Source organism: Algihabitans albus, from assembly GCF_003572205.1.
In the GTDB taxonomy this organism is placed as follows: domain Bacteria; phylum Pseudomonadota; class Alphaproteobacteria; order Kiloniellales; family DSM-21159; genus Algihabitans; species Algihabitans albus.
The window spans coordinates 242,172-268,357 of record NZ_QXNY01000003.1; the positions used below are offsets into that span (position 1 = coordinate 242,172).

Here is a 26,186-nt window from a genome sequence, read left to right on the forward strand (position 1 = left end):
GCCGCCGCCCGGTCACGGGGTCACGTGGCTGAAGACCATCGGCTTTGAACGTTGTCTGACTCTAAGCTCCTCGTGTATGCGATCGCCTGCCGATGCCAAAAGGCGAGCGTTCACTTCACTGCCGCACTGCCCGCGAGGACGAAGGAGTTTCGATGAACGAGAAAATTGCGGTGATCGGACTCGGCTATGTGGGCTTGCCCGTCGCGCTCGCCTTCGCCGGCCGTATGCCCGGCACGGTCGGCTTCGACATCGACCCGCAACGGATTGCCGATCTGCGGGCCGGCCGCGACGCGACCGGTGAAGTCGACGCTCAAAACCTGCGCGACACCGCCCTCCAGGTGAGCGACCGTCCCGAGGACCTGGCCGGCGTGACCTTCTTCGTTGTGACCGTTCCAACACCGGTTACCGACAACAAACAGCCGGATTTGCGGCCGCTCGAGAGCGCCTGTCGGACGATCGCGCCATATCTTACGCCTGGCTGCATCGTGGTGTTCGAGTCCACGGTTTATCCCGGTGTGACCGAGGAGGTCTGTGGCCCCCTGCTGGCCGAGGTTTCGGGCCTGACTTTGGGCCGAGACTTCACACTCGGCTATTCGCCGGAGCGCATCAATCCCGGCGACCGGGTCCACACCTTCGAAGCGATCGTCAAGGTGGTCTCCGGCCAGGACGAAGCCACGCTGGAGCGCGTCGCCAAGGCCTACGAAACGGTTGTCGCGGCTGGCGTGTACCGTGCCGCCAGCATCAAGGTCGCCGAAGCCGCCAAGGTCATCGAGAACACCCAGCGCGACATCAACATCGCGCTGATGAACGAGCTGTCGATCATCTTCGATCGCCTGGGTATCCGCGCGGCCGACGTCCTGGCCGCAGCCCGCACCAAATGGAACTTCTTGCCCTTCTCCCCAGGTCTGGTCGGCGGCCACTGTATCGGGGTCGACCCCTACTACCTGACGGCCAAGGCTCAAGCGGTGGGCTACAACCCGGAAGTCATCCTGTCGGGACGCCGGATCAACGATCAGATGGGCCGCTTCATCGCCGAGCGGACGATCAAGCAGATTGCCGCCGCCGGCATGGAGATTCGTGGCGCGCGGGTCGGCGTTCTGGGATTGACCTTCAAGGAGGACGTGCCCGACCTACGCAACAGCCGCGTGCCCGACATCATCGAAGAGCTGACGGCTTACGGCGCGATACCGTTGGCGCACGATCCCTTGGCCGATCCGGAACAGGCGCGCCACGAGTACGGCTGCGACCTCGTCGGTTTCGAGGCGCTCAACGACCTCTCGGGTATCGTGGTGGCCGTGGCGCATCGACAGTTCAAGTCGGCGCCGCAAGCCGACCTGTTGGCCGGTCTGCGCCCCGGCGGGGCCGTTGTCGACGTGAAGTCGATGCTCGACCCGGCGGCGCTGCCGGCAGGCGCACACTACTGGAGCCTCTAGACCGGATGGCGACCGAAGCTGCCTCTCCCAGCCACCGGATCCAGGCCGGACTTGGCACATGATGCGCTGACGAGGCATCACCGTCCAACTCAGGGCTAGACACCGCCAGCTTCGAGGCGGCATACGACTTGTGAATTTGGAAAGCGGTCAGCAGGCCTGCCGGAGGCCTTCCTCCGCTCTGCCGTCCGAGGCCGAGCCCGCTTCCCGACCATCCGCCTCGCAAGCAGGTCGGTGCGGCCTGACTCGTCGAAGGAGACCCGTATGACCGTCCTCGTCACTGGAGCAGCCGGTTTCATTGGCATGCAGGTTTCGCATGCGCTGATGGATCGCGGCGAGACGGTGGTCGGTTTGGACAACCTCAACGACTACTACGACCCGGCTCTGAAGCAGGCGCGCCTTGAGACACTGCAGCGGCGCGAGGCTTTCAGCTTCCACAAGGTCGAGCTAGCCGAACGCGAGGAGGTCTTCGCCGCGTTCGAGGCGCATCCGAAGATCGACCGGGTGATCCATCTAGCGGCTCAAGCCGGTGTTCGGCACTCACTTACAGATCCCTATGTCTATGTGCGCTCGAACGTCATGGGACATCTGGTGATGATGGAGGCTTGCCGCGCGCGCGCCGGACTGAAGCACTTCGTTTACGCCAGCTCTTCGTCCGTCTACGGCGGCAATACGGAGCTGCCTTTCTCCGTCGAGGATCGCGTCGACGCTCCGGTGTCGCTCTATGCCGCGACCAAGCGTGCCGACGAGCTGATGAGCTCCTGTTACGCCCACCTCTACGATATTCCAGCCACCGGTCTGCGCTTCTTCACGGTCTACGGGCCATGGGGACGTCCCGATATGTCGCTCTGGCTGTTCACCAAGGCGATCCTGACGGGTCAGCCGGTTCATGTATTCAACCATGGGGAGATGCGCCGGGACTTCACCTACGTCGACGACATCGTGAAAGGCGTCATCTCCGCGTTGGACCGGCCGCCCAGCGGCGCCGAGGGGCGCCCTCACAAGGTCTACAACCTCGGCAACCACCGCTGCGAGGAACTCCTGCATTTCATCGAGGTGATTGAGCAGGCTTGCGGGCGCAAGGCTGAGAAACGTCTCGAAGAGATGCAGCCAGGCGACGTGACGGCGACCTGGGCGGACATCGAAGCGTCGCAACGCGATCTGGGTTTCGAGCCGACGACCAGCATCGAGAGGGGAATCCCGCGGTTCGTCGAGTGGTTTCGCGGTTACACCGGACTCTAGGCTGAGAGGCTTTCTACCCTCGACTAGTTGCTCTTCGGCGGGTCGAAGGCGATACGCGACCGGCAGAACTCGAGTAGCTCGGCAACACCGTCTTCGATCGAGAGCGCGTTGGTATCGACCACGAAATCCGGGTTGCTTGGAGGATCGTAAGGAGCGCTGACGCCAGTGAAGTCGGCGATCTCGCCGGCACGGGCTTTCTTATAGAGGCCCTTGGGATCGCGCTGCTCGCAGGTCGCCAGGTCGGCGGCCACGTGAATCTCGTGGAACCCGCCAGGCACAAGGCGTTCGGTCGCGGCACGGGCGCGGTCGCGGTCGCTCTGGTAAGGCGAGATGAAGGCGGTGATACAGACCGCTCCGGAATCGGCGAAAAGAGCAGCCGCCTCACCGACGCGGCGAATGTTTTCCGCCCGGTCCTTTGGCGAGAAGCCGAGGTTGGCATTGAGGCCGCGCCGCACGTTGTCGCCATCCAGCACGTAGACCTGATACCCGCGTTCGAACAGCAGGCGCTCCAGCGCCATCGCCAAGGTCGACTTGCCGGCGCCGGACAAGCCGGTCAGCCAAATCACCCCGCCCTTATGGCCGCTGCGCGCCCAGCGTTCCTCGCGCGACACGCCATGTTCGACCGAGAATACGTTGGAGGCACGAACCTGCATGACACTGCGCTGGTCCGGGTAGCCCTCCATCGAAATCAGGCCCCCACCGACCAGATCCAAGCCATCCAGCAGCACGAAACGTCCGCTATGCGGCAAGGTCTGTGCCTCATCGACCACCATGAGCGCGCGACTGCGCAGCACCGCCTCGCCGATACCGTTACGCTGCAGGGCTTCGCCGCTGCGCCGCTCGAGGCTATCGGTATCGATGGTTTGCTCGATCGCCACGACCTCGACCGCGTAGCGTGCGGTCCCGAGCTTCGCCGTCAGCTTCTGGCCGGGCTCCAACGCGCCATGGCCGAGCCAGAACAGCGTCGTCTTGAAGACGTTGGTAAGTTGCGGAGGGCGCTCCTCATGGCTCATCACCTCGCCACGCTCGAGGAAGAGTTGTTCCTCCAAGGTCAGACCGACCGAATGGCCGGCATGAGCCTCGAGCGGAGGTTCGGCGTTCCAGGCCTCGAGGCTGCGCACCCGGGCCGTCTTGTTCGACGGGCTGAACAGCACCGTGTCGCCGGCGCGCAGCACGCCGCTCTCGACCCGGCCGACCAGAATGCGCCGCTCGTCGAAATGATAGACATCCTGGATCGGCAGGCGCAGGGGCTGCAGGCTGGGCCGCGTGACGCTCTGAAAACGATCCAGCATGTCGAGCAAACTGGGGCCATTGAACCAGGCGAGCTCCGGGCTGGATGCCGCGACATTGGCGCCCTCGCGCGCAGCGATGGGCAGAATGGCAGCCGGCTCGACCCCGATCCCTGCGAGATAGTCCGTAACCTCTTGCGCCACTTCGGCAAATCGGGACTGGTCGTGGTCGACCAGATCCATCTTGTTGACCACGACGGCCACCTGCCGAACACCGAGCAGATGCAGAAGGTAGCCGTGTCGCCGCGATTGCTCACGCACGCCCTCGGCCGCGTCGATCACCAGAATCGCAGCATCGGCCTCGGCGGCGCCGCTGACCATGTTCTTCAGGAATTCGCGGTGCCCAGGCGCGTCGATGATCACGTAGTCGCGCCTGTCGGTCTTGAAGCGGATCTGGGTGGTGTCGATGGTCACCGCCTGATCACGCTCGGCCTGAAAGGAGTCCAACACGAAGGACCACTCCAGCGCCATGCCGCGCTTCGCCGATACGGCTTGCAGTTCCTCGAGTTTACCCTCGGGCAGGGCGTCGGTGTCGTAGAGCAGCCGGCCGACCAGAGTAGACTTGCCATGGTCGACGTGGCCGACGACGACGAGCTTGAGCAGTTCCCGCGGCGCGGGATTAAGGGAAGTATGAGTCATTTCCTGGGGAACTCGATCACATATAGCCGCTGGCGCGCAGACGTTCGAAGGCGTCTTCGCTGTCATGGTCCATGGTACGGCCGGCCCGCTCGGGCTGCCGGGTCGTCTCCAGCTCGGCGATGATTTCCTCGATGGTGCCGGCCTGCGATCGGATCGGCCGGGTGATATCCTTTTCGCCGAGCGAGCGATAGCGCCAGCCGTCGCGCGCGAAATAGAGCGGTACCACGGGAATGCGCTCACGCTGGATGTAGCGCCAAATGTCGACCTCGGTCCAGGCGAGGAGAGGATGGATGCGCAGATGCGCGCCCGGCCGGATCTCCGTCTTGTACTGATCCCAGAACTCCGCCGGCTGGTCCTTGTAGTCCCAGGTGCCGGACTCGTCACGCGGACTGAAGACCCGTTCCTTGCCGCGCACCGCCTGTTCGTCGCGGCGAATGCCAAGAAAGATCCCGCGAAACCCCTGATCGGCGATGATTCGCTTCAACCCCAACGTTTTGCGCGCCGCGTGGCGTGAATTGAGCGGCAGCGTCGGATCGGTCTCTTCCAGCGCCGGACAATCGGCATTGATGTAGCTGAGGCCCCACGTCTCCACGTATTCGTCACGGAAGGCATAGACCTCATCCAGCTCATTGCCGGTGTCGAGCAGCACGACGGGAAAGGGGACGCGCCCGAAGAAAGCCTTCCGTGCCAACCAGACCATGACGTTGGAGTCCTTGCCCAGCGACCAGAGCATCGAGAGAGGCTCCAGGCGAGCGTAGGCCTCGCGCAGAATGAAAAGCGATTGCGATTCCAGTTGATCCAAGCGGTCCATCACGGCCCTTATCGAGGGTTTAAAGTCAGACTTTCGGTTGCAGCCCCTTTAGCGACTGTCCGTATCGCCTGTCATAGAAAGATGACTTATCGTTTCGCAAGTGGCGATTTCGTGGCCCTCTGACTTGCATTCGAGCAGCAAGCGTGGCCTAACGGCTGGATGAAGTCCCTCGACCGCTACGTTTTGCTGCAATTGCTGGGGACGACCTTTGCCACCAGCCTAGCCTTGACCTTCACGGTTTGGCTCACCCAGTCGCTGCGGCTATTCGACTACATCATCAATCGTGGCTTGCCGGCGGAGAAATTTGTGATCTTCGCCGCTCTGCTGATGCCGAGCTTTCTAACGATCGTGATGCCGATCGCGACTTTCGTATCGGTCGTCTTCGTCTACAACAAACTGGCCACAGACAACGAATTGATCGTCATGCGGGCCTGCGGGCTGAGCCAGGTACAGGTGGCCAGACCGGCCCTCTTGCTGGGGGTCGTGGTGACCTTGCTGATGTTCCTGATCACTCTTTATGTGCTGCCGTTGTCCTTCAGGAGTTTCAAGGACCTGCAGCACGACATTCGAACCAACTACTCTGCGGTTCTGCTGCAAGAGGGGATCTTCACGGAAATCGACGAAAACGTCGTGATCTATGTCGGCCAACGCACAGCGGAGGGCCAGTTGCTGGACGTCCTGGTCCACGACACTCGCGAACCGGCAAATCCCATCACAATCATGTCCGAGGTCAGCGAGATCACGAGCGGAGAGTTGGGGCCCGTCCTCATTCTCTACCGCGGCCAGAGGCAGCAGTTCGACCGAAGCACCCAAGAGCTTTCAAATCTCAGCTTCGATCGCTATGCGCTGGAATTGGCGGACGAAGGCGGAGAGGAGCAGCGCAGTTGGCGGGAACCGCCGGAGCGCTACCTCCACGAGATTTTCCGTCCGCCACAGAACTTCCTCGACGAACGCCACCGCGGAGAACTTCTCGCGAACGGTCATCAGCGCCTCGCTTTACCCCTCTACACGCCGGCTCTCGTCCTGTTGGGCGTGGCGCCCTTCCTGGCAGGAGAGTTCAGCCGGCGCGGCTACTGGAAACGAATCCTGCTCGCCGTAGTGATCGTTGCCTTGATTCAGGTTCAGGTTCTCGCGGTGGAGGATATGGTTGCCAACGATCTCAGTCTGTTACCCTTGATCTATGCGAGTATGATTCTGCCGAATCTCCTGATGGTTTGGATGATTTTTTGGGCCAAACCGGAACGCTGGATCGGCCGCCGCTCAGCGGTGGCGGCGCAAATCTCGACCTCGAAGTGATGGTCGCAGGGCCGTATTGCGCGACTGATTTCTATTCTGGTGTTAAAAAAGTTTCGTCACCGCAACTTCACTTCAATCCGTAGAAATCCATGAGAAAATTCTTGGCCTCAATCTACTTCCGCCGTGCGAGTCTGGCGCTTTTGCACGACGTTCTGATGGCCGTCACCGCGTTCGTGTTGGCTCTCCTGCTGCGGCTCGGTTTCCAAAGAGCCGAAGACTTGACCCAGTGGGATCTCTGGATTTCCGCGGTGATCTTCGGCGTCGTCTCCGGCGCCGTTTTCCTGACGACGGGCCTTTACAGGGGCATCTGGCGCTACGCATCGCTGAACGACATGCTCGGTATTGTGAGAGCGGCAACGCTCGCCGTGTTGGTGTTCCTGCCGATCACGTTCATGGTCACCCGTCTCGACACCCTGCCCCGCAGCTCTCTGATCGTCACCTGGCTGCTGCTGATAGCGTTGCTCAGCGGCCCACGCCTGCTCTACCGGTTGCTGAAGGACGGTGGTCTGAACCACGTTCTGGAGCGCGATACACATCTAAGGGTTCCGGTACTGCTGATCGGTGCTGGCGACTCCGCCGAACTCTTCATCTCGTCGCTGAAACGCGACGCGAACTACGAGGTTCTGGCAGTCGTGGACGAGAAGGGCCGCCGCGTTGGCCGACGGATCCGCGGCATACCCGTGGTCGGCGATCTCGGAAAACTTCCGGAGATCCTTGCCCAGATGACGTCCCAGAGCGGGCGCAGACCTCAGCGCATCATTCTGACGAAGGAACTGCGGCGCGAGCAGATGAACATGCTGCTCGCTCTCGCCGAAGACCACGGCGTCACGCTCGACCGATTGCCGCAGTTGACCGACTTCAAGCGTTCGCAAGGCAGCGAGCCCTTGTTACCGCAACCGGTCGCGATCGAAGATCTGCTGCGCCGCCCGCAGATCGTGTTGGATCCCGAACCGGTCCGGCAGATGGTGATCGGCCGCCGAGTTCTAGTGACAGGCGCCGGTGGCTCGATCGGCAGCGAATTGGTCCGTCAGCTCGCCGCACAGGACCCATCGGAAATCAGTCTCGTGGAGTCCAGCGAGTTCAATCTCTATCGCATGGATCGCGAATTGAGTCGGGATTGGGTATCGCTGCCACGCATCGCGCACCTCTGTGACGTGCGCGATGCGGCGGCCCTCGAGCGGGTTTTCGCGGACGTGCGCCCCGAACTGGTATTTCACGCGGCCGCGCTGAAGCATGTTCCGATCGTCGAGGCCCAGCCGGTCGAGGGCGTACTGACGAACGTCTCCGGGACCCGCAACGTCGCCGACGCCTGCAACAGGCATGGCGTCGCCATCATGGTCCTGATTTCGACAGACAAGGCAGTCAACCCCAGCAATGTCATGGGCGCAAGCAAACGTCTGTCCGAAAGTTACTGCCAGGCCCTGGACCTTGAAGCCCGGCGCAGAGGAAGCGGGCCACGCTACGTGACAGTGCGCTTCGGCAATGTGCTGGGCTCGACCGGCTCGGTCGTCCCGCTGTTTCAGGATCAACTGATGCGCGGCGGACCCTTGACCGTGACCCATCCGGACATGACCCGCTATTTCATGACGGTCGGCGAAGCCGTGCGCCTGGTGCTCCAGTCGGCTGCGGTCGGGGCCCACCGCCAGTCCGAAGAAGCCGGCAAGATCTACGTCTTGGACATGGGGCGGCCGGTCAAGATCGTGGAACTGGCGGAGCAGATCATCCGCCTGTCGGGCAAGCGACCCTACCGCGACGTTGATATCGTCTTCAGCGGCTTGCGGGCCGGTGAAAAGCTTTACGAGGAGTTGTTTCACGACCAGGAAACGCTCGTCGCGACGGACCAACCAGGCCTGCTGCTCGCCGCTCCGCGAACACTCGATCTAGCGGCGCTCATCAGCGGACTCGACGATCTGCTCGCAGCGGCGCGAGCTCAAGACGACGCCCAGGTGCAACGGCTCCTGGCGAAACTCGTCCCCGAATGGCATCACAGCGCGGAGATCGTCGAACTACCGCGAAAGGTGCGCTGAAGCCGGCACCAAACAGGATAGCGAGCGAATCTTCTCGCTAGCTGAGATGGTGGACCGGCCCCATGCCCCAGACAGCGATCGGGAGGGCCGCTTGACGCGCCTTAAGCTGTAGCGCCAGAAACTGCGAGTAGTGCCGCGACTGGTGCAGGTTGCCGCCATGGAACCATAACCCCTCTTGCTGAGTCGGTTTCCACATGTTGCGCTCCTCTCCCTCCCAGGGGCCGGGGTCCTTCGTAGTGCCGGAACCCAGGCCCCAGCATTTGCCGACCCTGTCCGCAACCTCCTGGCTGATCAGGTCGGCCGCCCAGCCGTTCATGGAGCCGTAGCCGGTGGCGTAGACCACGAGATCGGCCGGCAGTTCCGTACCGTCCTGCAGGACCACAGAGTCCTCGGTCAGACAAGCGACGTCAGAGCCCGCCTTCAGATGGATCTTGCCGTCGATGATCAGCTGACTGGCACCCACGTCGATGTAGTAACCGGAGCCGCGGCGGAGGTACTTCATGAAAAGTCCGCTGCCGTCATCGCCCCAATCCAGCATGAAGCCTACCTTCTCGAGACCGGCATAGAAGTCCGCGTCGAGCTCGCGAATGGTGTCGTAGATCGGTTTCTGGAAATCGGGCAGCAGCCGGTAGGGGATGGAGGCGAAGATCAGATCGGCCTTCTCCGTGGTGATTCCGTTGGCCAAGGCCTGCTCGGAGTAGAGCGCCCCGAGTCCGTGCTCCATCAGCGGCTCCGAACGGACGATGTGAGTGGAGGAACGCTGGACCATGGTGACGTCGGCACCCGCCTCCCACAGGGCGGCACAGATGTCGTGCGCCGAATTGTTGGATCCGATCACCACCACCTTCTTGTCCTTGTAGGCATCCGGTCCCGGATGCTGCGAGGAGTGCTGCTGTTCGCCCTTGAAGACGTCCTGACCCGGGAAGGCCGGGAGGTTCGGCTTGCCGGACATGCCGGTGGCCAGAACAAGCTGTTTTGGGCGTAGAAGGATATCTTCGCCATTGCGGCGAACCCGGACCTCCCACTCCTTGCTCGCCTCATTCCAGCTGGCCTGCTCGGCGACGGTGCCGCCCCAGTAGTTTAGTTCCATCACCCGTGTGTACATCTCCAGCCAGTCGCCGATCTTGTCCTTGGGCGAGAAAACCGGCCAGTTCTCCGGGAAGGGAATGTAGGGGAGGTGGTCGTACCAGACCGGATCGTGCAGACAGAGCGACTTGTAGCGTTTCCGCCAGCTGTCCCCCGGACGCTCGTTCTTCTCGATGATGATCGTCGGCACGTTGAGCTGGCGCAGCCGGGCGCCCAGCGCGATGCCGCCCTGGCCCCCGCCGACGATCACCACATAGGGCTGGGTCTCGCGGCCGAGCTTTGCGTCCTCCTCGGCGCGCTGCTCCGCCCAGCTCTTGCGCGCCCTGTCGGCGCCGTGCGCGACGCCCTTGGGGCGCGAAGGGCCGCGCCGTTCCTCGTAACCCTTAAGCTCCTTAAGGGTGGTCAGCAGCGTCCAGATCTTACCGTCGCGGATCCGAATATGACCGTGGCCGCGTCCCGTTCCCGTCTCGAAGTCGATCCAGGCCTGTAGGAATCCACCCCCGTCCTCGGCATCCTCGCCCGGCGTCATGCTCCAGCCGCGTGGTACGATGTCGGCCAGTTGCGCGCGCAGCATCTCTGCGATTTCCTCACGTCCCTGAAGGGTTCGAACGTTCCAGGTGAAGGCCACCAGGTCGCGCCAGTAGCCTTGGGGTTCGAACAGCGCCGCGGCAGCCTCGACATCGCCCTCAGTCAGCGCCGCATCGAGATCGCCAAGCACTTTGTTCACGGCCAGATTCGGCGTTGTATCCAGCATTCGTTCCTCCCGTTTATTCGGTCCGAGGGCGCTTATGCCGCGCCTACTCCCGTAATTGAGGCAAGCCCGCCGTCCCTTGTCCAGCAACCTCTCGGGAACCGCCTTCGTATGGAGCAAGTCCGAACCCCAGCCCCTCCCCGCCCTCGACGGTCAGGAGCGCAAGCAGATCGGAAGGCTCCACGAGGTCGTGCGCGACCCCGGTTCCGTCGTGCGCCAGCCCGATCTTTGGCAAAGACCAGAACTCATAGCAGCGGCCACCCTTTCCCTCCGCTCTACTGCCGGGAGGCCAAGAGATGTCTCAGCCGCCTTTCGCCTGCCGTATGGCGCGCCATACCACCTCAGGCGTCGCCGGCATGTCGATACTCTCGAGGCCCAGCGAGCTAAGAGCATCGATGACGGCGTTGATCACCGCCGCCGGAGCGCCGGTCGCGCCGGCCTCGCCGGCCCCCTTCACACCGATCGGGTTATGCGGACAGGGAACTTCGTTGAGCGCCGTGTCGAAGTTTGGAAGATCATCGGCACGCGGCAGGCAATAGTCCATATAGGAGGCTGTCAACAGCTGGCCGTCGTCGTCGAAGGCGACGCGCTCCAGCAGAGTCTGACCGACTGCCTGGGCGACGCCGCCGTGCAACTGCCCGTCGACGATCATCGGATTGATGCAACGGCCGACATCATGCACGCCGACCAGCCGATCGACCCTGGTCTTCCCGGTATCCGGATCGATCTCGACCTCGCAGACGAAGACACCATTGGGAAAGGTGAAATTCGGCGGATCGTAGAAGGTCGTCTCCTCGATGCAGGGCTCCATGGCGTCGAGCGGATAGTTGGCCGGAATGTGAGCGGCCAGCGCCATTTCGACCCAGCCCAGTTCCCTGTCGGTGCCAGCAACCTTGAAGCTGGCATCCTCGAAGAGGATGTCCTCCTCCGCCGCCTCCAGAAGGTGCGAGGCGATCCGCTTGCCCTTCTCGATCACCTTGTCGGCGGTTAGCGACAGCGCACCACCGCCCACTGCCATGGAGCGAGACCCGTAGGTGCCCATTCCGAAGGGCACCTGCGCCGTATCCCCGTGCACGACGTCCACCTGGTCGACCGAAAGTCCGAACTTCTCCGCCACCACCTGAGCGAAGGTGGTCTCGTGCCCTTGGCCGTGGCTGTGCGCACCGGTGAAGACGGTGACGCCCCCCGTGGGATGGACGCGAACCTTTGCCGCTTCGAATAAACCGGCCCGGCAGCCGAGGGCCGTGACCGCCGCCGAAGGCGCCGCCCCGGAGGACTCGATCCAACAGGCCAGACCGCGTCCGCGCAACCTCCCAGTCGCTTCGCTGGACTTGCGGCGCGCTTCGAAGCCGCTCCAGTCAGCCAGTTTCAGGGTCATGTCCAGGCCCCGTTCGAAGGCGCCGCTGTCGTAGACCACCCCGACCGGGGAATGGAACGGAAAGCCGTCCTCGGGAATGAAGTTGCGCCGCCGGATTTCGGCCGGGTCCAGGCGCATGACGCGGGCCGCCTGGTCGACCACGCGCTCGAGCGCGTACATGCATTCGGATCGGCCAGCACCGCGATAGGCATCGACCACGGTCGTGTGGGTGAAGACTCCCTGCACGCGCGCGTGAATCGCAGGGGTCCTGTACTGACCCGAGAACATCAGTGCATAGAAGTAGGTGGGAATCGAGGGGGCGAAGGTCGAGAGATAGGCGCCGAGATTGGCAACGGTATCGACCCGCAGCGCCAGAAAGGTACCGGCTTCGTCGAGAGCCAGTTCCGCCGTGGTGACATGGTCACGACCATGCGCATCGGTCAGAAAGGCCTCCGTACGCTCCGACGTCCATTTCACCGGTCGGCGGAGTTGCCTAGACGCCCAAGTGACGAGTGCCTCTTCGGCATAGTGATAGATTTTCGAGCCGAAACCGCCGCCCACGTCCGGCGCCACGATCCGCAACTTGTGCTCCGGGATCTGCAGTACGAAAGCGCCCATCAGAAGCCGGATCACGTGGGGATTCTGGCTGGTCATGTAGAGCGTATAGGAGTCGCTGTTGCCGTCGTAGACCGCGTTGGCCGCGCGCGGCTCCATTGGATTGGGGACGACGCGGTTGTTGATCAGTTCGACCTTGGCGGTCTTGTGAGCTTGAGCAAAGGCCGCTTGGACCGCCTGCGCATCGCCGATCTCCCAGTCGTAGCAGAGGTTGGACTCGAACTCCTCGTGGACCTTCACTGCGCCCTCGGCGAGGGCAGCAATCGGAGCGCTGACTGCCGGCAGAGGTTCGTAGTCGACCTCGATCGCATCGAGCGCCGCTCGCACCTCCGCCAAGCTTCCGCCCACGACCATGGCCACACTGTCGCCGACATGACGCACCTTGTCCTTGACCAGTAGAGGGTGAAGAGGCTCGCGCATCGGCTGGCCGTGCCGGTCGGTGACGCCCCAGCCGCATGGCAGCCCACCCACGCCAGCCGCGGCGATATCCTCCCCCGTGAAAACCGCCAGGATGCCCGGCATGGCCCGGGCGACCTCCGCATCCAGCGAGACGATCCGCGCATGCGCAATCGGTGAGCGCAGAATCATGGCATAGCTCTGGCGCGGTAGGACGATATCGTCCGTGTAGCGTCCTTCGCCACGCAGGAAGCGCTCGTCCTCTTTCCGCTTGACCGATACTCCGATGGCTCCTTCCGGCATTGCCTTCGCCTCCCGAGGTCACAAAGAAAAAGGGCGGAACCGCATGGTCCCGCCCCTCAAGGATTCATCAGGTTCCGGCATCCCGCCGTAACCGTGTCCAGACAAAGGGCAGCAGGGCCGTCACCAAGGCGATCTTCAGCACCTCCCCCGCCAGGAAAGGCAAGAGGCCGACAGAGATTGCCTGTTCGACACCGATCAAAGCCGCCAGATAGCCGACACCGCAGAGAAAGAGCAGGCTGTTGCCGAGCAGCATGGCGGCGAAGCTGCCGAGCAGGCTGCGGTCCCAGCCGCGCTCCGCGAGCCGGCCGACGACCAGCGCGGCGACGAGAAAGCCCAAGAGATAGCCGCCGGTCGGTCCCGTCATGTAAGCGAAGCCGGCTCCGCCAGCGAACACCGGCAGTCCCACGGCCCCTTGGAGCAGGTAAGTCAGCACGCCGGCACCCGCCAACCGCCAACCCAGCGCGGCGCCTAGAGCCAAAACGACCCCAGTCTGAAGCGTCATGGGAACCGGCCAGAACGGCACCTGGATCTTGGCGCTGATGGTCAACAGCAGCGACCCGGCAAGCACGAGTAAGATGCTCCGCAAGAACCGATTGCCGCCCGTCACCGGCCAGACGGTACCGACGACCGTAGAAGGGTTTCGTATTATGGAATCACGCAAAAGCGTCATGACGTCATGTCTCCAGTCGCTCTATCCGTCACGGGGTCACGCCAGTTCAGCGCGCAGTCGCTCGACCAGCCGTTGCCGATCGTGACGGGCCGTCAGCGCGGCGTCCATGTCCACCTTCAGGAAGCGCGTCGGCATGTTCGGCTGCATCTGCCCGATCAGGTCCATGTCGGCCGAGATCACCGTCCCGAGCATGAAGTAGCCACCGCCCGAGACGGCATCGCGATGCAGGATGATCGGCTCGGTTCCACCAGGCACCTGGATCGACCCATAGGGATAACAGGCATCGGTGATGTTGGAGGGATCGGACCCGGCACCGAAAGGCTGATCGCGTTCGACGAAGTCCAGCGCAGTGCCTCCGCGGAAGCGATAGCCCATGCGGTCGCACTCCGGCGCCACCGTCCAGGTGTCGTCGAAGAAGGACTTTTGGCTCGTCTCCTGAATACGGTGCCAATAGAGTCCCGGAATGACCCGCAACTCCACCGGGCTGCCGGGACCGCGGCGCAGCGCCTTCGGAACGCTTAAGCCTTCTTTTCCGCCGCCTTCGCCGACCGGCAGGTCATCGCCCGGCTGAATCGCACGCCCCTCGATGCCGCCCAGAGCACCGATCGCATAGGTCGAGCGGCTGCCCAGCATCGGCGGCGTATCGATACCACCTGCCACCGCGATGTAAGCGCGCGCACCGGACCGGAGATAGTCGAAGGCAAGCGTCTGACCAGCCTTCACCGGGAAGGAGGTCCAGGTCGGTCGCGGATCGCCATCGAGCTTGGGGGGTAGCTCCGCACCGGTCACGGCGACGATGGCATCGCGTGTAAACTGCAATTGCGGGCCGAGAAAAACAGCCTCCAAACAGGCAGCGCCCTCCTCATTTCCAACAAGCAGGTTGGCGCTCATCAGAGACAGACGGTCCATGGCGCCGGACATGGGAATTCCAAGATGGTAGTAACCCGGCCGGCCAAGATCCTGGATCGTCGTCGCGAGGCCCGGGTGGATCACTTTGATCGTCACTGCAGGGCCCCCTCGAGCTTGGCGTTGTAGGCGTCGATGTCCGCGTTGAACTCGTTCAGATCGAAGGTTACCTCCGCCATCCGCGGCGCGAAGCGGCCCGCTTCGACGTCAGCGACGGCCGCATCATAGGTCTCGCGATCGATCGGCTTCCACTTGACGATATCCCCCGGGCGGAAGAACACCATGAAGTCCTGCAGATAGCCGATCTCCTGTTTCGGGTCGAAAATCGGCATCGGCGTGATGCCGAACATCTGGTAGCCGCCGGCGCCACGGACCGAATAGACACAGGAAAAGCAGCCACCATAGCCGACCGTCAGCTTGGGCGTGTCGGTGCGCGGCCGCAGATACTTGGGCACCTGAATCTGGCGCGCACGCTCGACCATCTGATAGAGAAAGGGCAATCCTGAGACGAAGCCGACCATCGAGACGAACCAGGGCGCCCCCGAGTGGGCCGCAATGAAGGCCTCGACCGAGTCGTAACCATTGATGCTGGCCGCGTACTCGATATCGGTCGCGTTGGGGTCCTGGTGACGGTCGCGAAACCGCATCAGCGTCTCGTGCGTCCAGGGATCCTGATAGTACACCGGGATCTCGACGATACGGGTCTGCAACCGCGCTTCGGCAGTGTCGGCGGCGGACTCGAGCTGCTTCAGCTCAGTGACCAGGTCGTCCGGCGCGATCTGGTCCGGATCGAACTTGATCTGGAACGAGGCGTTAGCCGGACAGATTTCGGTCACGCCCTTGATGTCGGCCGCGCGCACGGCGGTCGTGATCGAGAGACTCTTGAAGAAAGCCTCCAGCGACATGGCCTCGTCGACCTCGACGAAGACATGTTCATCTCCGCCGAAGCTGTATCTCATCGTCATGACCTCTCCCCTCCTTGGTCAGGCGAGTTTAGCCGCGTTGGTCTCGAGCCAATGTTCCAGCCATCGCGTATGCACGTTGCCCTCTCGGACGCTCTCCTCATCCACGAGCGCGCGAAACAAGGGTGCGGTCGTCGCGATCCCGGCAATCTCCAGTTCGGCGAGCGCCGACTTCATACGGTCGATGGCGTGGAGGCGGTCCTCCCCCCACACGATCAACTTGCCGAGCAAGGAGTCGTAGAAGGGCGGGATGCTACAGCCGGAGTAGAGCAGCGAGTCGAAGCGGACGCCGGGGCCGCCGGGGAGCCTCAGATCGCTGATCGTTCCGGGGCCCGGCAGGAAATTCCTGGCGGGGTCCTCGGCATTGAGACGAACCTGGATGGCATGGCCGCGCAGAGTGATCTCGTCCTGCCGAAAACGCAGCGGCGCGCCGCCTGCGATCCGCAACATCTCCCCGACCAGATCAATGCCGGTGATCCACTCTGTAACCGGATGTTCGACCTGGATACGGGTATTCATCTCGATGAAATAGAAGGCGCCGGTCGCATCGTCGTAGAGGTACTCGAGGGTGCCCGCACCGGAGTAGCGGACCGAGGCCGACAGCTTCACCGCGGACTCGCAGAGCGCAAGGCGAACATCCTGGGACAGCGCCGCGGAAGGCGCCTCCTCCCACACCTTCTGCCGGCGTCGCTGCAGGGAGCACTCACGCTCGAAGCAGTGGATCACCCGCTCGCCGTCGCCCAGCACCTGCACTTCGACATGGCGGGCACGCTCGATCACCTTTTCGATGTAGAGCGCGCCGTCGCCGAAGGCGGCCTGAGCCTCGGCACTCGCCTGCGGGAACAAGCGCTCGAACTCGGCCATGTCCTGCGCGATCCGAATTCCGCGCCCCCCACCCCCTGCGGCGGCTTTGATCATGGCCGGAAAACCGATGTCCGCCACGGCGGCCTTAGCAGCCTCGAGATCGGCGACGAGGCCGTCACTCCCCGGCACGGTCGGCACGCCGGCCTCCATCGCCACCTTGCGTGCAGCCACCTTGTCGCCCATCAGACGGATGGTGTCGCCGGAGGGGCCGACGAAGATCATCCCCGCAGCCGCAACGCGATCGGCAAAAGCGGCGTTCTCGGCCAGGAAACCGTAGCCGGGGTGCAGGGCATCGGCCCCGCTCCGCTGCGCCGCCGCCAGGATCGCGTCGACATTGAGGTAGGACTTCGCAGCCGGAGCCGGCCCAATCTCGACGGCGTCATCAGCCAGCTGCACCGCGAGCGAGTCCGCATCGGCGGCACTGTGAACCTGAACGGTGGCGATGCCCTGCTCGCGCGCCGCACGGATGATCCGCACGGCGATCTCACCTCTGTTGGCGATTAATAATTTTTGGATCGACATGGTTTGGAGTCTACCGCTTGCGCCACTCTTACTCGGACAGTTCGGCGAGCGGCTGCCCGGCCATCACAGGGTCCTCGTTCTCGACGAGAAACTTCACCAGCTTGCCGGCGCTGTCCGCTTGGACTTCGTGGAAGGTCTTCATCACCTCGATCAAGCCGATCGTGTCGCCGACCGCCACGGGATCACCATCCGACTTGTACGGCGGCTGATCGGGCGACGGTTGGCGATAGAACACGCCCGGGAGGTGTGACAGAATCTGCTTGGTCGCCATGGCTGTGCGTTTCCCCTGTTACTTCGTCGGCGAGCAGTAGTGGTGCATCTCAGGCCACATCGAGCCAAGGCCCCACCGCTTCCTTCACGGCGCGCGCAACCTCGACCGCGTTGGGTGTATCGGAATGCACGCAGATCGAGTCGGCCCGGACCTTTACGTCCTTGCCGTTGATCGACCGCGTCAGACCCTCCTTGACCGCGCGGACACAGCGCTTCGCCGCAACAGCGGGATCGGTCGTTCCGTGCTCGCGCGTGATGATCAAGAAACCATCGTCGCCATAGTCCAGATCCGCGTAGTACTCGGCGACCATCGCGTGGCCGCGCACGGGATAGACGCGCTCGTGCAGGGTGTCGATCATACCCAGCAGCGGCACCTTGAAGACGTCCGCCGCGTCGCAGACAGCCTGCGCCGCCTCTTCGTTACGAGCCGCCATACCGTAGAGGGCGCCATGTGGCTTGATGTGATTGAGCGGCATTCCCTCGGCTTCGAGGAACCCCTTTAGAGCACCGATCTGGTAGATGATGCAGTTCGCCAGCTCTTCCCGCCCGATCTTCATCTCCCGACGGCCGAACCCCTGAAGATCGGGCAGCGACGGGTGAGCGCCGACGCTCACGCCATAGGCCTTGGCAAGACGAACCGTGCGACGCATGTGGTTGAAGTCCGAGGCATGGAAACCGCAAGCGACGTTGGCAACGGAGACGTGGGGCATCAAACCCTCGTCGTCACCCATGGTGTAGAGGCCGAAACTCTCGCCCATATCGCAGTTGATTGCCGTCATGCCGTTCCTCCACAGCTTGCCTTGCGCAGTTGCGCGCTGTCTCAGGATCTCGCGCCATCCCGTTGGCTCAACCCTGTATCGCGCTCTTCCACTTGTTCATCTGCCGGGCGTAGCGGCAGCCTCGCGGGGCGCCTACGCCAAACCGGAGTGTTGCGTATCCAAGGCGATATGCGAAATAGAAAATATTGCGCATAGGTATCTGATTTTCTAATACTGCATCGATCACGCATGAGGCTGGCTCCCTCGCGCGGACGCGCTATCCGACAGTTTTAAGGGCACCGAGGGATGAGCGTTTCCTTCCGACATATCCGCTACTTCCTGGCCGCCGCCGAAGCAGGGCAGATCTCGCGCGCCGCCATAGATCTCGGTGTTTCCCAATCGGCTGTGACGGCTGCGGTGAAGGACCTTGAGCAACGGGTGGGTACGAAGCTGTTCGAGCGCCACGCCCAAGGTGTGTCGCTGACCCTCGAAGGCAGCCGTTTCGTCGGCCACGCGCGCAACATCGTCACCTCGGTCAACGAAGCGCTCCGGCTCGAGAAAGACTCAGCACGTGAGGTCACGGGCAAGGTTCGTGTCGGAGTCACCTATACGGTTGCCGGCTACTTCCTGCCGCAACAGCTCGCGCGCTTCTCGCGCAGCTTCCCGGGCGTGACCGTCGAACTCCGCGAAGCACCGCGCGCGTCCATCGAGGAAGACCTCGTCGCAGGTCGGCTGGATACGGCCGTACTTCTCACGTCGAACATCGAAACTCGGGATCGCCTGGATAAGGAAACCTTGATCCGGTCGCGCCGACGCCTTTGGCTTCCTCTCGACCATCCGCTGCAGCAGGCGGAGCAAATCGACCTCGCGGACCTGGTCGAGGAGCCCTACGTGATGCTGACGGTCGACGAAGCCGCACAGACGGCCGGGCGCTACTGGGAGCGCGCGAATCTCACACCCCGCGTGATCTTCGAGACCTCCTCTGTCGAGGCGGTGCGCAGCCTCGTCGCCAACGGCATGGGCATCACTATCCTGTCGGACATGGTGTACCGGCCCTGGTCCCTCGAGGGGCAACGTATCGAAACACGCCAGGTGACGGAGCCGATACCCAGCATGGACGTGGGTCTCGCCTGGGCGCGCGGCGCCGACCTGTCCCCGGCCACGCGCGCTTTCCGCGACCACCTGAGCCTGACCTTCAACGGGGCCGGCCATTCTCTGGCCACCTGAGCGAAACCGGCCACCTTGAATCCAAGGTCAATCGGCGGTCCAACCTCCGTCGACCATCAAGGCCGTTCCGGTGACCAGCGCGGCCGCATCGGAAGCCAGGTAGACCACGCCACCCATGACGTCGGACACCTCGCCGACCCGGCCGAGCTTGATCTTATCTTCGATCCAGCGAACCCGGTTGGGATCGTCGAAGGTCGGTTGGGTCAAAGGCGTGCGAACGAAGGTCGGGCAGAGCGTATTCACCCGGATGCCGTGGCCGCCCCATTCGATCGCCATGGCCTTGGTAAAACCCTCGACGGCGAACTTCGAGGCACAGTAGACCGCGCGATCGACACCGCCCACATGCCCCATCTGGCTTGAGAGAGTGATCAGAGAGCCCGGCTTTCCGGCGGCGATCAATCCCCGAGCGACAGCCTGCGTGAGGAAGTAGGCCCCCCGCAGGTTCAGATCGACGACAGCGTCGAAGTCAGCCGTCTCCGTCTCCGCGGCCGGCCCGTGTCGCGCGAGACCAGCGCTGTTGACCAGCACGTCGAAGGGTCCCCTTTCGGAGACGGCGCGGGCCGTGGCGGCGACATCGGCGACATCGAGCGCCAAGGCATCGGCCAACCAGCCTCGCTCTCTAAAGGCAGTGGTCAATGCCTCGAGTCTGGGCAGGTTTCTTGCCGCCAGCACCACACGGGCGCCGGCATCGGCCAAGGCGACAGCGCAACCCAGTCCTATGCCGGACGAGGCACCCGCGACCAGCGCCGTCCTGCCGTCCAGACGGAAGCTCGGGGGGCTCGGAAGCTCTATCGTCGAGGGATCGGTCATAGGAGTCTTTTCCTCCCGCTCCAGAAGTAGATCGTCAGGCGGGCTCGGCCGACCGCAACCGGCACGACGGGCACCGAACCGGCAAGGACCGCCAAGGCTTACTCCGCCGCCGCACCGTAGGGAACGTTCTTACCCCCGTAGCGCCGGACCCGCACATTGGCCTGTTCGGCATGAGCGACAAAGCCCTCCAGCATGCTCAAACGCGAGCAGTAGGAGCCGATGAGAGCGGCCGCCTCGTCGGTCGTGACTCTCTGATAGCTATGCGTCTTGAGATACTTGCCGACCCAGAGACCGCCGGTGTAGCGCCCTGCCTTCTTGGTCGGCAGGGTATGGTTGGTTCCGATCACCTTGTCGCCGTTGGCCACGTTGGTGCGTGCGCCGAGAAAAAGAGCGCCGTAGCAGGTCATATGCTCGAGGAACCAGTCGTCACGGTCGGTCATGACCTGCACGTGCTCGGACGCGATCTCCTCGCTGGCCCGGAGCATCTCCTCGTAGGTTTCGCAGAGAATCACCTCGCCGTAGTCGCGCCAGGAGACCGACGCGGTGTCGGCCGTCGGCAGGATCTCCAGCAGCCGCTCGATTTCAAGCATCGTCTGTTCGGCCAGGCGGCGCGAGTTCGTGACCAGAACGGCAGGCGAGTTGTAGCCATGCTCGGCTTGGCCCAGCAGGTCGGTTGCGCAGATCTCGGCGTCGACCGTCTCGTCGGCGATGACCATGGTCTCCGTCGGTCCGGCGAAGAGGTCGATACCGACGCGTCCGAAGAGCTGCCGCTTCGCCTCGGCCACATAGGCGTTGCCCGGCCCGACCAGCATGTGGACCGGATCGATCGTTTCTGTCCCCAGCGCCATGGCACCGACGGCCTGAATTCCACCGAGCACATAGATCTCATGAGCGCCACCGAGATGCATGGCCGCGATCACGGCCGGGTTCGGTTCGCCCTTGAACGGCGGCGTCGCGGCCACGATCCGTGGCACGCCGGCGACCGCGGCCGTCAGCACGGACATGTGGGCGGAGGCCACCATCGGAAACTTCCCGGCGGGGACATAACAGCCCACCGACTGGACCGGGATGTTCTTATGACCGAGCACGACACCAGGCATGGTCTCGATCTCGACATCCTGCATCGAAGCGCGCTGCGCTTCGGCAAAGGTGCGCACCTGAGTCTGAGCGAAAGCGATATCTTCCATGTCACGCGCCGAGACCCGGTTAAGCAGCGCTTCGATTTCAGAGGCCGACAGACGGAAGGCTGCCGGACTGTAACCGTCGAACTTCTCGCTCAACTCCCGCACCGCGCTGTCGCCCCGCGTTTCGATGAGCTGCAGCGTCTGCTCGACCACTTGACGCACCTTGGCGTCATCAGCGGCGCGCGCCTCTTCCTGCTTCCCTCGTTTCAGATACTCGATCATGACATCCTCGTCTGTTGCGAAATCGGTTTCTCCACCGGCCCGGGCGCGGCATGGCAATCTGGCAGGGCTGCATATCGCTGGCTCACGGGCCCGCACCGAACGCAGGACGGCGCTCCAGCGCGCGCGTCCCGAATTCCAGGGTCGCATAGGCGGCCAGAGCCGCGAGTGTCGCCGACCATTCGGGCATAAGCGCCAGACCGGCCGGCAGCAGCCACGCCACGGCCGAGTAACCGCCTTGACCCAGCACCGCCCGGCCGGCGAGCAGGCTGGCAGCCGACAGGCAGAAGATGACACCGGTCGCGGCGGCCATGGCGATCTCTTCCAATCCGCCTTGGGCCAGCATTCCCGGATAGATCAGGAACAGCATCGGCAGGACGTAGACCGTGGCGGCAAGGCGCACTGCCTGTCCCGCGACCCTTGCCCAGGGCGACTGTGCGATGGCCGCGGCGACGAACACCCCGACGCAGACCGGCGGCGTGATCACCGAGAGTGTCGCATAGTAGAGGACGAAGAAGTGCACCACCAAGGGATCGAGCCCTTGCTGGATCAGCGCAGGTGCGAAAACCGCAGCGACCAGCACGTAGGCGGCCGAGGTCGGAAGTCCCATACCGGCGATCAGGCAGACCACAGCCATGATCGCTGCCACGGCAAAGGTCTGCCCGCCGGCCCCTTGCAGAATCATGCTGGTCGCGGCAACGCCGAACCCGGTCAGATTCAGAACACCCACGAAGACCTGCGCGGCGACCAGCAAGACACCGACCGTCACCACGCCGCGGCCGCCATCGACCAGCGAACGCCAGAGCGTTCCGACCGCTCCGCGCCAGCCCTCACCCCCAAGAACTTGGAGCGTGATGCTGGTGCCCATCATGCCGATCATGCCGTAGCAGGCGGTCAAAGCGATCGAGCGGCCCTGGGCAATGCCGACCCCGAGCCCGATCACCGCGGCGATAATGGGGGCCATCCGGCGCCAGTTCAGCGCCGTGCGCCAATCCGGCAAATCCTCGGTATCCACCCGTCCAAGGTTCTTGCGCTTGGCGACGTAGTGCACCGTCGTCAGGACACTGAGGTAGAAGAGAAATGCTGGCAGAACGGCAGCCAGAGCGATTTCCCAGTAGTTGATGTTGACCAACTCGGCCATCACGAAGGCGGCCGTGCCCATGATCGGTGGCGCCAACTGACCGCCGGTCGAAGCCACGGCCTCGACCGCGCCGGCGAAGCTCTTCGGGTAGCCCAAGCGTTTCATCAGCGGAATGGTGAAGTTGCCGGTAGTAGCCACGTTGGCGACGGTCGAGCCATTGATCGAACCGAACAGGCCGGAGGCGATGGTCGCGATCTTGGCAGCCCCGCCGGTGGCTTTGCCGCCGGCGCGCGCCGAAAGATCGAAGAAAGTCTGGCCGGCGCCGGTGTGCAGCAACATCGCCCCGAACAAGACGAAAGCCGCCAGCGTCGTCGAGGCGACATTGACCAGAAGCCCCCAGAGCCCCCGGTCCGACAGGTAAACCACCTCGGTCAGATAGGCCACATCGAAACCGCGATGACCGAAGTCGCCGGGAATCAAATGCCCGAAAAGAGCGTAAGCGAGCGACAACAGCACGATTGCCGGAAACAGCAGGCTGCCGGTGACCCGTCGGGATAGCTCGAGCACGACGAGCACCGCACTCGCTGCCAAGGCCATCTCGTGCGGCTGAGCCCAGGGAAGCTCCGTCATGATGCGCTCGAAATTCATCACGACGTAGACGCTGGAGACAACCAGGGCGCCCGCCAGCACGATATCGAACGTCAATCCCCAACGGCGCCACGTCTTGCCAGCGCCAAGAGGAAACATCACGAACCCCAGAACGCCGATCACGGAAACGAAGACCGCGCGCTGAATCAGAGATTCGAAGGCGCCGAAGAAGGAGGTGTAGAGGACGAAGAGGCCGAGGGCGCCAGCCAACGCCAAAGTCAGCTTGTCCCTGACCGTCCCCAACTCCCTTTTACTTTCGCTCATGATAAGCTGCGACCTCCGTACGCCCAGCGCTCATGTGACCGATGGCGGGAGAGCGGATCAGTAGGGCGGCGGTCCGAAGACCGCCGCCTCTGTCGTCGAGAGAAACCGCGAGGACGCCTAGCGAAGGTGGTCCGGCACGTTGTAGCCGGCCTCTTCGTAGTAGCGAATGGCTCCGGCGTGGAGCGGTGTGGTGGCGTAGTCCAAGGTGAGTTGGATCAGGTCGCTGTCCCCGATCGCCGGAAAACCGGCGCGCTGGGCCTCCACGTCTTCCATGACCGCCTTGACGATGTCGTAAGCCGTCTGTTCGTCCATGTCCGGCTGTGCCGAAACGGCGATCATGAAACCCCAGGTCTGGTAGGGTCCGGTGTTCTCCATCTCGCCGCCGGGCATGTCGACCAGCGACAGTTCCGGCAGCTCTTCGGCGATCTTTGCGCGCTGTTCGTCGCTGATGCCCAAGACCTGAACCGGCGTGAAGGTGGCAATGTCGGTGGTCAAGGCATCGAACTTCGTTCCAACGGCGGACTTGATGAAACCGATCGCCCGCCGATCCTTGATCGCATCGGCGAGTTCACCATTGGTGCCGCGCACCCAGTCGGGTTCGACGCCCAGCAGTTCCATCACTTGAAGCGACGTGGCTTCGGTCGAGGATCCCCGCTGGCCGGGACCGAAGTTCTGCCCGGCGAGATCCGCAATGTCGGTCACACCCGAATCCTGCCGAACGATCACATTCTGAGGCGCCAGGGAATAGGCCCAGAGCAGTTTCGATTCCACCGGCTCACCGTCGAAGCCCTTCACCCCGTAGTAGGCGTGGTAGAGCGTGGAGGTCGTGACGAGACCGATGTCCAGCTGGCCGCGCGACATCCGCTTCAGATTGTCGACCGTCGCGCCCGTCTCGACCACCGATGCCTGATAGCCGTCCTGGCCGGAAACGATGTTCGCCAAGGCCGCGAAGTAAGCGTAGTGCGCCGATTGAGCGTTGGTTGCGCCGAAAGCGAGACGGGTCTGCGCTTCCGCGACACCGCCAAAGGCAGGTAACGCCACGGCCGCAACAGCGGCAAGCCGCAAGCAAGATTTCAACATGATCCGCATAACCTCCCATGGTTTGTTTTCTTGATTGGCGATAAATCGCCTTTCTCCTGCTTATCGCTGCCGAAACAAAATTGCAAACGCTTTCAAATTCAACTCTAAACCCGTGATCGAGAAGTGAGAAAGTGACGCTCGCATCGCGCGTTTCAAAGCACCAACCGAAGATCGCGAAAGTCATCCGATCTAAAAATATCCAGTATTTTCATAGAGATAAGCATTTCACCACAAACTGCGACCAGCTGCGACCTCGATCGACTGTTCTCTTGCAAAACATGACATTCGTTTGCATCCCCAGATGCCAAAGGGCAAGGTAGAAGCCTCGGGCCACACGATTCGACCTCCGTCGTGCCACCGCATCGCAGCCTCCGGTCCAGACTTTGCGTAGGATCCTGCCGTCGACCGAGTCCGGAGCCGGAATGCCCAGCGAACCGAAACACCGATCCTCTCTCAAATCCAACGTGGCCCGCACAACGGCGGCCGACGTTGCGCGGGCCGCTGGGGTTTCGATCAGTGCCGTGTCACGGGCCTTCACGGCCAACGCGAGCATCGCCAAAGGCACCAAGACACGGGTGCTGAAAGCGGCCGACGCCCTAGGATATCAACCCAATCCCTTGGCACGCGGGCTGATTACCCGACGCTCCGGCATGATCGCGCTTCTCATGACCGAGGTGACCAACCCCTTCTACCCCACCGTGCTGGAAACTTTCGCCCGGGCGCTGTCGAAGCGTGGAAAACACGTCATGCTTTTTACCCCAGCCGAAGACGAACCTCTGGAAGCGCTGCTACCGCGGGCCTTCGGCTACGGAGTGGAGGGCGTGGTCATCACGTCGGCCAAACCGACATCGGAGATGATGGCCGCCTGCGAAAGTGCCCCGGTGCCTGTCGTTCTGTTCAATCGGACGGTGGAGAGTTCCGCGATCAGCGCCGTCTGCTGCGACAACGAAGCCGGAGGGCGCACCATCGCCCGTTTCCTGGCTGAAGGGGGGCGCCGCCGCGCCGCCTTCGTCGCCGGCCTGGCCGGTGCCTCGACCAGCCTCTATCGCGAGCGGGGCTTCGCGGCGGGCCTGATCGAAGCCGGACTTTCCGCGCCGTTGCGGGCCGAAGGCCACTTCACCTTCGACGGCGGCCTGAAGGCTGCGGAGCACCTGTTGGCCTTAGAGGCACGGCCTGACGCCATCTTCGCGGCGAATGACATCATGGCGCTCGGCGTTCTCGACGGGCTCCGTCGCGTCGGCGGCCTGCGGGTTCCGGAAGACATATGGGTAGTCGGCTTCGACGATATCGCGACGGCTGCTTGGCCCAGTTTCGGGCTGACAACCTTCCGCCAGCCGATCAACCGCATGGTTGCGGAAACCTTGCGTATTCTGGACTTGGCCGAGACAGGTGCACCCGGATCGCCGAGCACCGTGCTCGTACCGGGTCGCCTGATCGAGCGTGGGTCGACCGGAGCCCTTCAGCCGCGCTCGTGAGTTT

Annotated in this window: 20 protein-coding genes; 6 read left to right on the top strand and 14 right to left on the bottom strand. The window is 63.2% G+C overall.

The features are described from left to right. Nucleotides 1-152: 152 nt before the first annotated feature. Together DBZ32_RS07865 and DBZ32_RS07870 are read left to right on the top strand one after the other, a co-directional pair. Entirely contained in the window at nucleotides 153-1,433 is a 1,281-nt protein-coding gene (locus DBZ32_RS07865) for a nucleotide sugar dehydrogenase (RefSeq protein WP_119166593.1), read from the top strand. A 261-nt stretch (nucleotides 1,434-1,694) separates the two neighbouring features. Further along, nucleotides 1,695-2,672, top strand: coding sequence for an NAD-dependent epimerase/dehydratase family protein (locus DBZ32_RS07870; RefSeq protein WP_119166594.1), 978 nt, complete (start codon nucleotides 1,695-1,697; stop codon nucleotides 2,670-2,672). Nucleotides 2,673-2,695: 23 nt separating this feature from the next. Here DBZ32_RS07870 and cysC read toward each other — a convergent pair whose 3' ends face one another. Continuing rightward, complete coding sequence (gene cysC / locus DBZ32_RS07875) at nucleotides 2,696-4,600, bottom strand: adenylyl-sulfate kinase (RefSeq protein ID WP_119166595.1); 1,905 nt, start codon at nucleotides 4,598-4,600, stop codon at nucleotides 2,696-2,698. A 16-nt stretch (nucleotides 4,601-4,616) separates the two neighbouring features. Next, complete coding sequence (gene cysD, locus DBZ32_RS07880; RefSeq protein WP_119166596.1) at nucleotides 4,617-5,411, bottom strand: sulfate adenylyltransferase subunit CysD; 795 nt, start codon at nucleotides 5,409-5,411, stop codon at nucleotides 4,617-4,619. 159 nt (nucleotides 5,412-5,570) lie between these two features. Here cysD and lptF point away from each other — a divergent pair, with 159 nt between their 5' ends. Together lptF and DBZ32_RS07890 are read left to right on the top strand one after the other, a co-directional pair. After that, on the top strand, nucleotides 5,571-6,707 hold the full coding sequence (gene lptF, locus DBZ32_RS07885) for an LPS export ABC transporter permease LptF (RefSeq protein ID WP_119166597.1): 1,137 nt from the start codon (nucleotides 5,571-5,573) through the stop codon (nucleotides 6,705-6,707). A gap of 89 nt (nucleotides 6,708-6,796) precedes the next feature. After that, the gene (locus DBZ32_RS07890) at nucleotides 6,797-8,734 is read left to right on the top strand and encodes a polysaccharide biosynthesis protein (protein ID WP_119166598.1); all 1,938 of its coding nucleotides are present in this window, start codon (nucleotides 6,797-6,799) and stop codon (nucleotides 8,732-8,734) included. 37 nt (nucleotides 8,735-8,771) lie between these two features. Here DBZ32_RS07890 and DBZ32_RS07895 read toward each other — a convergent pair whose 3' ends face one another. From DBZ32_RS07895 to DBZ32_RS07935, 8 genes are all read right to left on the bottom strand, one after another. Continuing rightward, a complete protein-coding gene (locus tag DBZ32_RS07895) occupies nucleotides 8,772-10,574 on the bottom strand; it encodes an NAD(P)/FAD-dependent oxidoreductase (RefSeq protein ID WP_119166599.1) in 1,803 nt (600 codons plus the stop codon). 298 nt (nucleotides 10,575-10,872) lie between these two features. Beyond that, entirely contained in the window at nucleotides 10,873-13,242 is a 2,370-nt protein-coding gene (locus DBZ32_RS07905; protein WP_119166601.1) for a xanthine dehydrogenase family protein molybdopterin-binding subunit, read from the bottom strand. A 67-nt stretch (nucleotides 13,243-13,309) separates the two neighbouring features. Beyond that, nucleotides 13,310-13,810 (bottom strand): biotin transporter BioY, encoded by a 501-nt coding sequence (locus DBZ32_RS07910; RefSeq protein WP_235830099.1) that lies wholly within the window; start codon nucleotides 13,808-13,810, stop codon nucleotides 13,310-13,312. Between the two features lie 138 nt (nucleotides 13,811-13,948). Further along, on the bottom strand, nucleotides 13,949-14,917 hold the full coding sequence (locus tag DBZ32_RS07915; RefSeq protein ID WP_119166603.1) for a 5-oxoprolinase subunit C family protein: 969 nt from the start codon (nucleotides 14,915-14,917) through the stop codon (nucleotides 13,949-13,951). Then, nucleotides 14,914-15,783, bottom strand: coding sequence for a 5-oxoprolinase subunit B family protein (locus DBZ32_RS07920; RefSeq protein ID WP_119166604.1), 870 nt, complete (start codon nucleotides 15,781-15,783; stop codon nucleotides 14,914-14,916). Before DBZ32_RS07920 ends, DBZ32_RS07915 begins: the two co-directional genes overlap by 4 nt. An 18-nt stretch (nucleotides 15,784-15,801) precedes the next feature. Continuing rightward, the gene (locus tag DBZ32_RS07925; RefSeq protein WP_119166605.1) at nucleotides 15,802-17,166 is read right to left on the bottom strand and encodes an acetyl-CoA carboxylase biotin carboxylase subunit; all 1,365 of its coding nucleotides are present in this window, start codon (nucleotides 17,164-17,166) and stop codon (nucleotides 15,802-15,804) included. Between the two features lie 28 nt (nucleotides 17,167-17,194). Then, complete coding sequence (locus DBZ32_RS07930) at nucleotides 17,195-17,437, bottom strand: acetyl-CoA carboxylase (RefSeq protein ID WP_119166606.1); 243 nt, start codon at nucleotides 17,435-17,437, stop codon at nucleotides 17,195-17,197. Nucleotides 17,438-17,486: 49 nt separating this feature from the next. Beyond that, nucleotides 17,487-18,215 carry a LamB/YcsF family protein gene (locus DBZ32_RS07935; protein ID WP_119166607.1) on the bottom strand — a complete coding sequence of 243 codons (729 nt, stop codon included), beginning with the start codon at nucleotides 18,213-18,215 and terminating at the stop codon, nucleotides 17,487-17,489. A gap of 285 nt (nucleotides 18,216-18,500) precedes the next feature. On the opposite strand from DBZ32_RS07935, the gene DBZ32_RS07940 reads away from it, so the two are divergent. Beyond that, complete coding sequence (locus DBZ32_RS07940; RefSeq protein WP_119166608.1) at nucleotides 18,501-19,421, top strand: LysR family transcriptional regulator; 921 nt, start codon at nucleotides 18,501-18,503, stop codon at nucleotides 19,419-19,421. A 27-nt stretch (nucleotides 19,422-19,448) separates the two neighbouring features. On the opposite strand, the gene DBZ32_RS07945 is transcribed toward DBZ32_RS07940, so the two are convergent. The 4 genes from DBZ32_RS07945 to DBZ32_RS07960 form a co-directional block, all read right to left on the bottom strand. Beyond that, the gene (locus DBZ32_RS07945; RefSeq protein WP_162906628.1) at nucleotides 19,449-20,231 is read right to left on the bottom strand and encodes an SDR family NAD(P)-dependent oxidoreductase; all 783 of its coding nucleotides are present in this window, start codon (nucleotides 20,229-20,231) and stop codon (nucleotides 19,449-19,451) included. A gap of 98 nt (nucleotides 20,232-20,329) precedes the next feature. Further along, on the bottom strand, nucleotides 20,330-21,637 hold the full coding sequence (gene hisD, locus DBZ32_RS07950; protein ID WP_119166609.1) for a histidinol dehydrogenase: 1,308 nt from the start codon (nucleotides 21,635-21,637) through the stop codon (nucleotides 20,330-20,332). 82 nt (nucleotides 21,638-21,719) lie between these two features. After that, nucleotides 21,720-23,627 carry a TRAP transporter permease gene (locus DBZ32_RS07955; RefSeq protein WP_119166610.1) on the bottom strand — a complete coding sequence of 636 codons (1,908 nt, stop codon included), beginning with the start codon at nucleotides 23,625-23,627 and terminating at the stop codon, nucleotides 21,720-21,722. A gap of 117 nt (nucleotides 23,628-23,744) precedes the next feature. Further along, the gene (locus DBZ32_RS07960; RefSeq protein ID WP_208539149.1) at nucleotides 23,745-24,707 is read right to left on the bottom strand and encodes a TAXI family TRAP transporter solute-binding subunit; all 963 of its coding nucleotides are present in this window, start codon (nucleotides 24,705-24,707) and stop codon (nucleotides 23,745-23,747) included. Nucleotides 24,708-25,129: 422 nt separating this feature from the next. Here DBZ32_RS07960 and DBZ32_RS07965 point away from each other — a divergent pair, with 422 nt between their 5' ends. After that, nucleotides 25,130-26,182: a LacI family DNA-binding transcriptional regulator gene (locus tag DBZ32_RS07965; protein ID WP_119166612.1), complete on the top strand. Its 1,053-nt coding sequence runs from the start codon at nucleotides 25,130-25,132 to the stop codon at nucleotides 26,180-26,182. Nucleotides 26,183-26,186: the final 4 nt, after the last annotated feature.

What these genes read in the sequence shown, in the direction of transcription:
- DBZ32_RS07865 (WP_119166593.1), top strand. Translation starts at nt 153, where the DNA reads ATGAACGAGAAAATTGCGGTGATCGGACTCGGCTATGTGGGCTTGCCC.
- DBZ32_RS07870 (WP_119166594.1), top strand. Translation starts at nt 1,695, where the DNA reads ATGACCGTCCTCGTCACTGGAGCAGCCGGTTTCATTGGCATGCAGGTT.
- cysC (WP_119166595.1), bottom strand. Translation starts at nt 4,600, where the DNA reads ATGACTCATACTTCCCTTAATCCCGCGCCGCGGGAACTGCTCAAGCTC.
- cysD (WP_119166596.1), bottom strand. Translation starts at nt 5,411, where the DNA reads ATGGACCGCTTGGATCAACTGGAATCGCAATCGCTTTTCATTCTGCGC.
- lptF (WP_119166597.1), top strand. Translation starts at nt 5,571, where the DNA reads ATGAAGTCCCTCGACCGCTACGTTTTGCTGCAATTGCTGGGGACGACC.
- DBZ32_RS07890 (WP_119166598.1), top strand. Translation starts at nt 6,797, where the DNA reads ATGAGAAAATTCTTGGCCTCAATCTACTTCCGCCGTGCGAGTCTGGCG.
- DBZ32_RS07895 (WP_119166599.1), bottom strand. Translation starts at nt 10,574, where the DNA reads ATGCTGGATACAACGCCGAATCTGGCCGTGAACAAAGTGCTTGGCGAT.
- DBZ32_RS07905 (WP_119166601.1), bottom strand. Translation starts at nt 13,242, where the DNA reads ATGCCGGAAGGAGCCATCGGAGTATCGGTCAAGCGGAAAGAGGACGAG.
- DBZ32_RS07920 (WP_119166604.1), bottom strand. Translation starts at nt 15,783, where the DNA reads ATGACGATGAGATACAGCTTCGGCGGAGATGAACATGTCTTCGTCGAG.
- DBZ32_RS07925 (WP_119166605.1), bottom strand. Translation starts at nt 17,166, where the DNA reads ATGTCGATCCAAAAATTATTAATCGCCAACAGAGGTGAGATCGCCGTG.
- DBZ32_RS07930 (WP_119166606.1), bottom strand. Translation starts at nt 17,437, where the DNA reads ATGGCGACCAAGCAGATTCTGTCACACCTCCCGGGCGTGTTCTATCGC.
- DBZ32_RS07935 (WP_119166607.1), bottom strand. Translation starts at nt 18,215, where the DNA reads ATGACGGCAATCAACTGCGATATGGGCGAGAGTTTCGGCCTCTACACC.
- DBZ32_RS07940 (WP_119166608.1), top strand. Translation starts at nt 18,501, where the DNA reads ATGAGCGTTTCCTTCCGACATATCCGCTACTTCCTGGCCGCCGCCGAA.
- DBZ32_RS07945 (WP_162906628.1), bottom strand. Translation starts at nt 20,231, where the DNA reads ATGACCGATCCCTCGACGATAGAGCTTCCGAGCCCCCCGAGCTTCCGT.
- hisD (WP_119166609.1), bottom strand. Translation starts at nt 21,637, where the DNA reads ATGATCGAGTATCTGAAACGAGGGAAGCAGGAAGAGGCGCGCGCCGCT.
- DBZ32_RS07955 (WP_119166610.1), bottom strand. Translation starts at nt 23,627, where the DNA reads ATGAGCGAAAGTAAAAGGGAGTTGGGGACGGTCAGGGACAAGCTGACT.
- DBZ32_RS07960 (WP_208539149.1), bottom strand. Translation starts at nt 24,707, where the DNA reads ATGTTGAAATCTTGCTTGCGGCTTGCCGCTGTTGCGGCCGTGGCGTTA.
- DBZ32_RS07965 (WP_119166612.1), top strand. Translation starts at nt 25,130, where the DNA reads ATGCCCAGCGAACCGAAACACCGATCCTCTCTCAAATCCAACGTGGCC.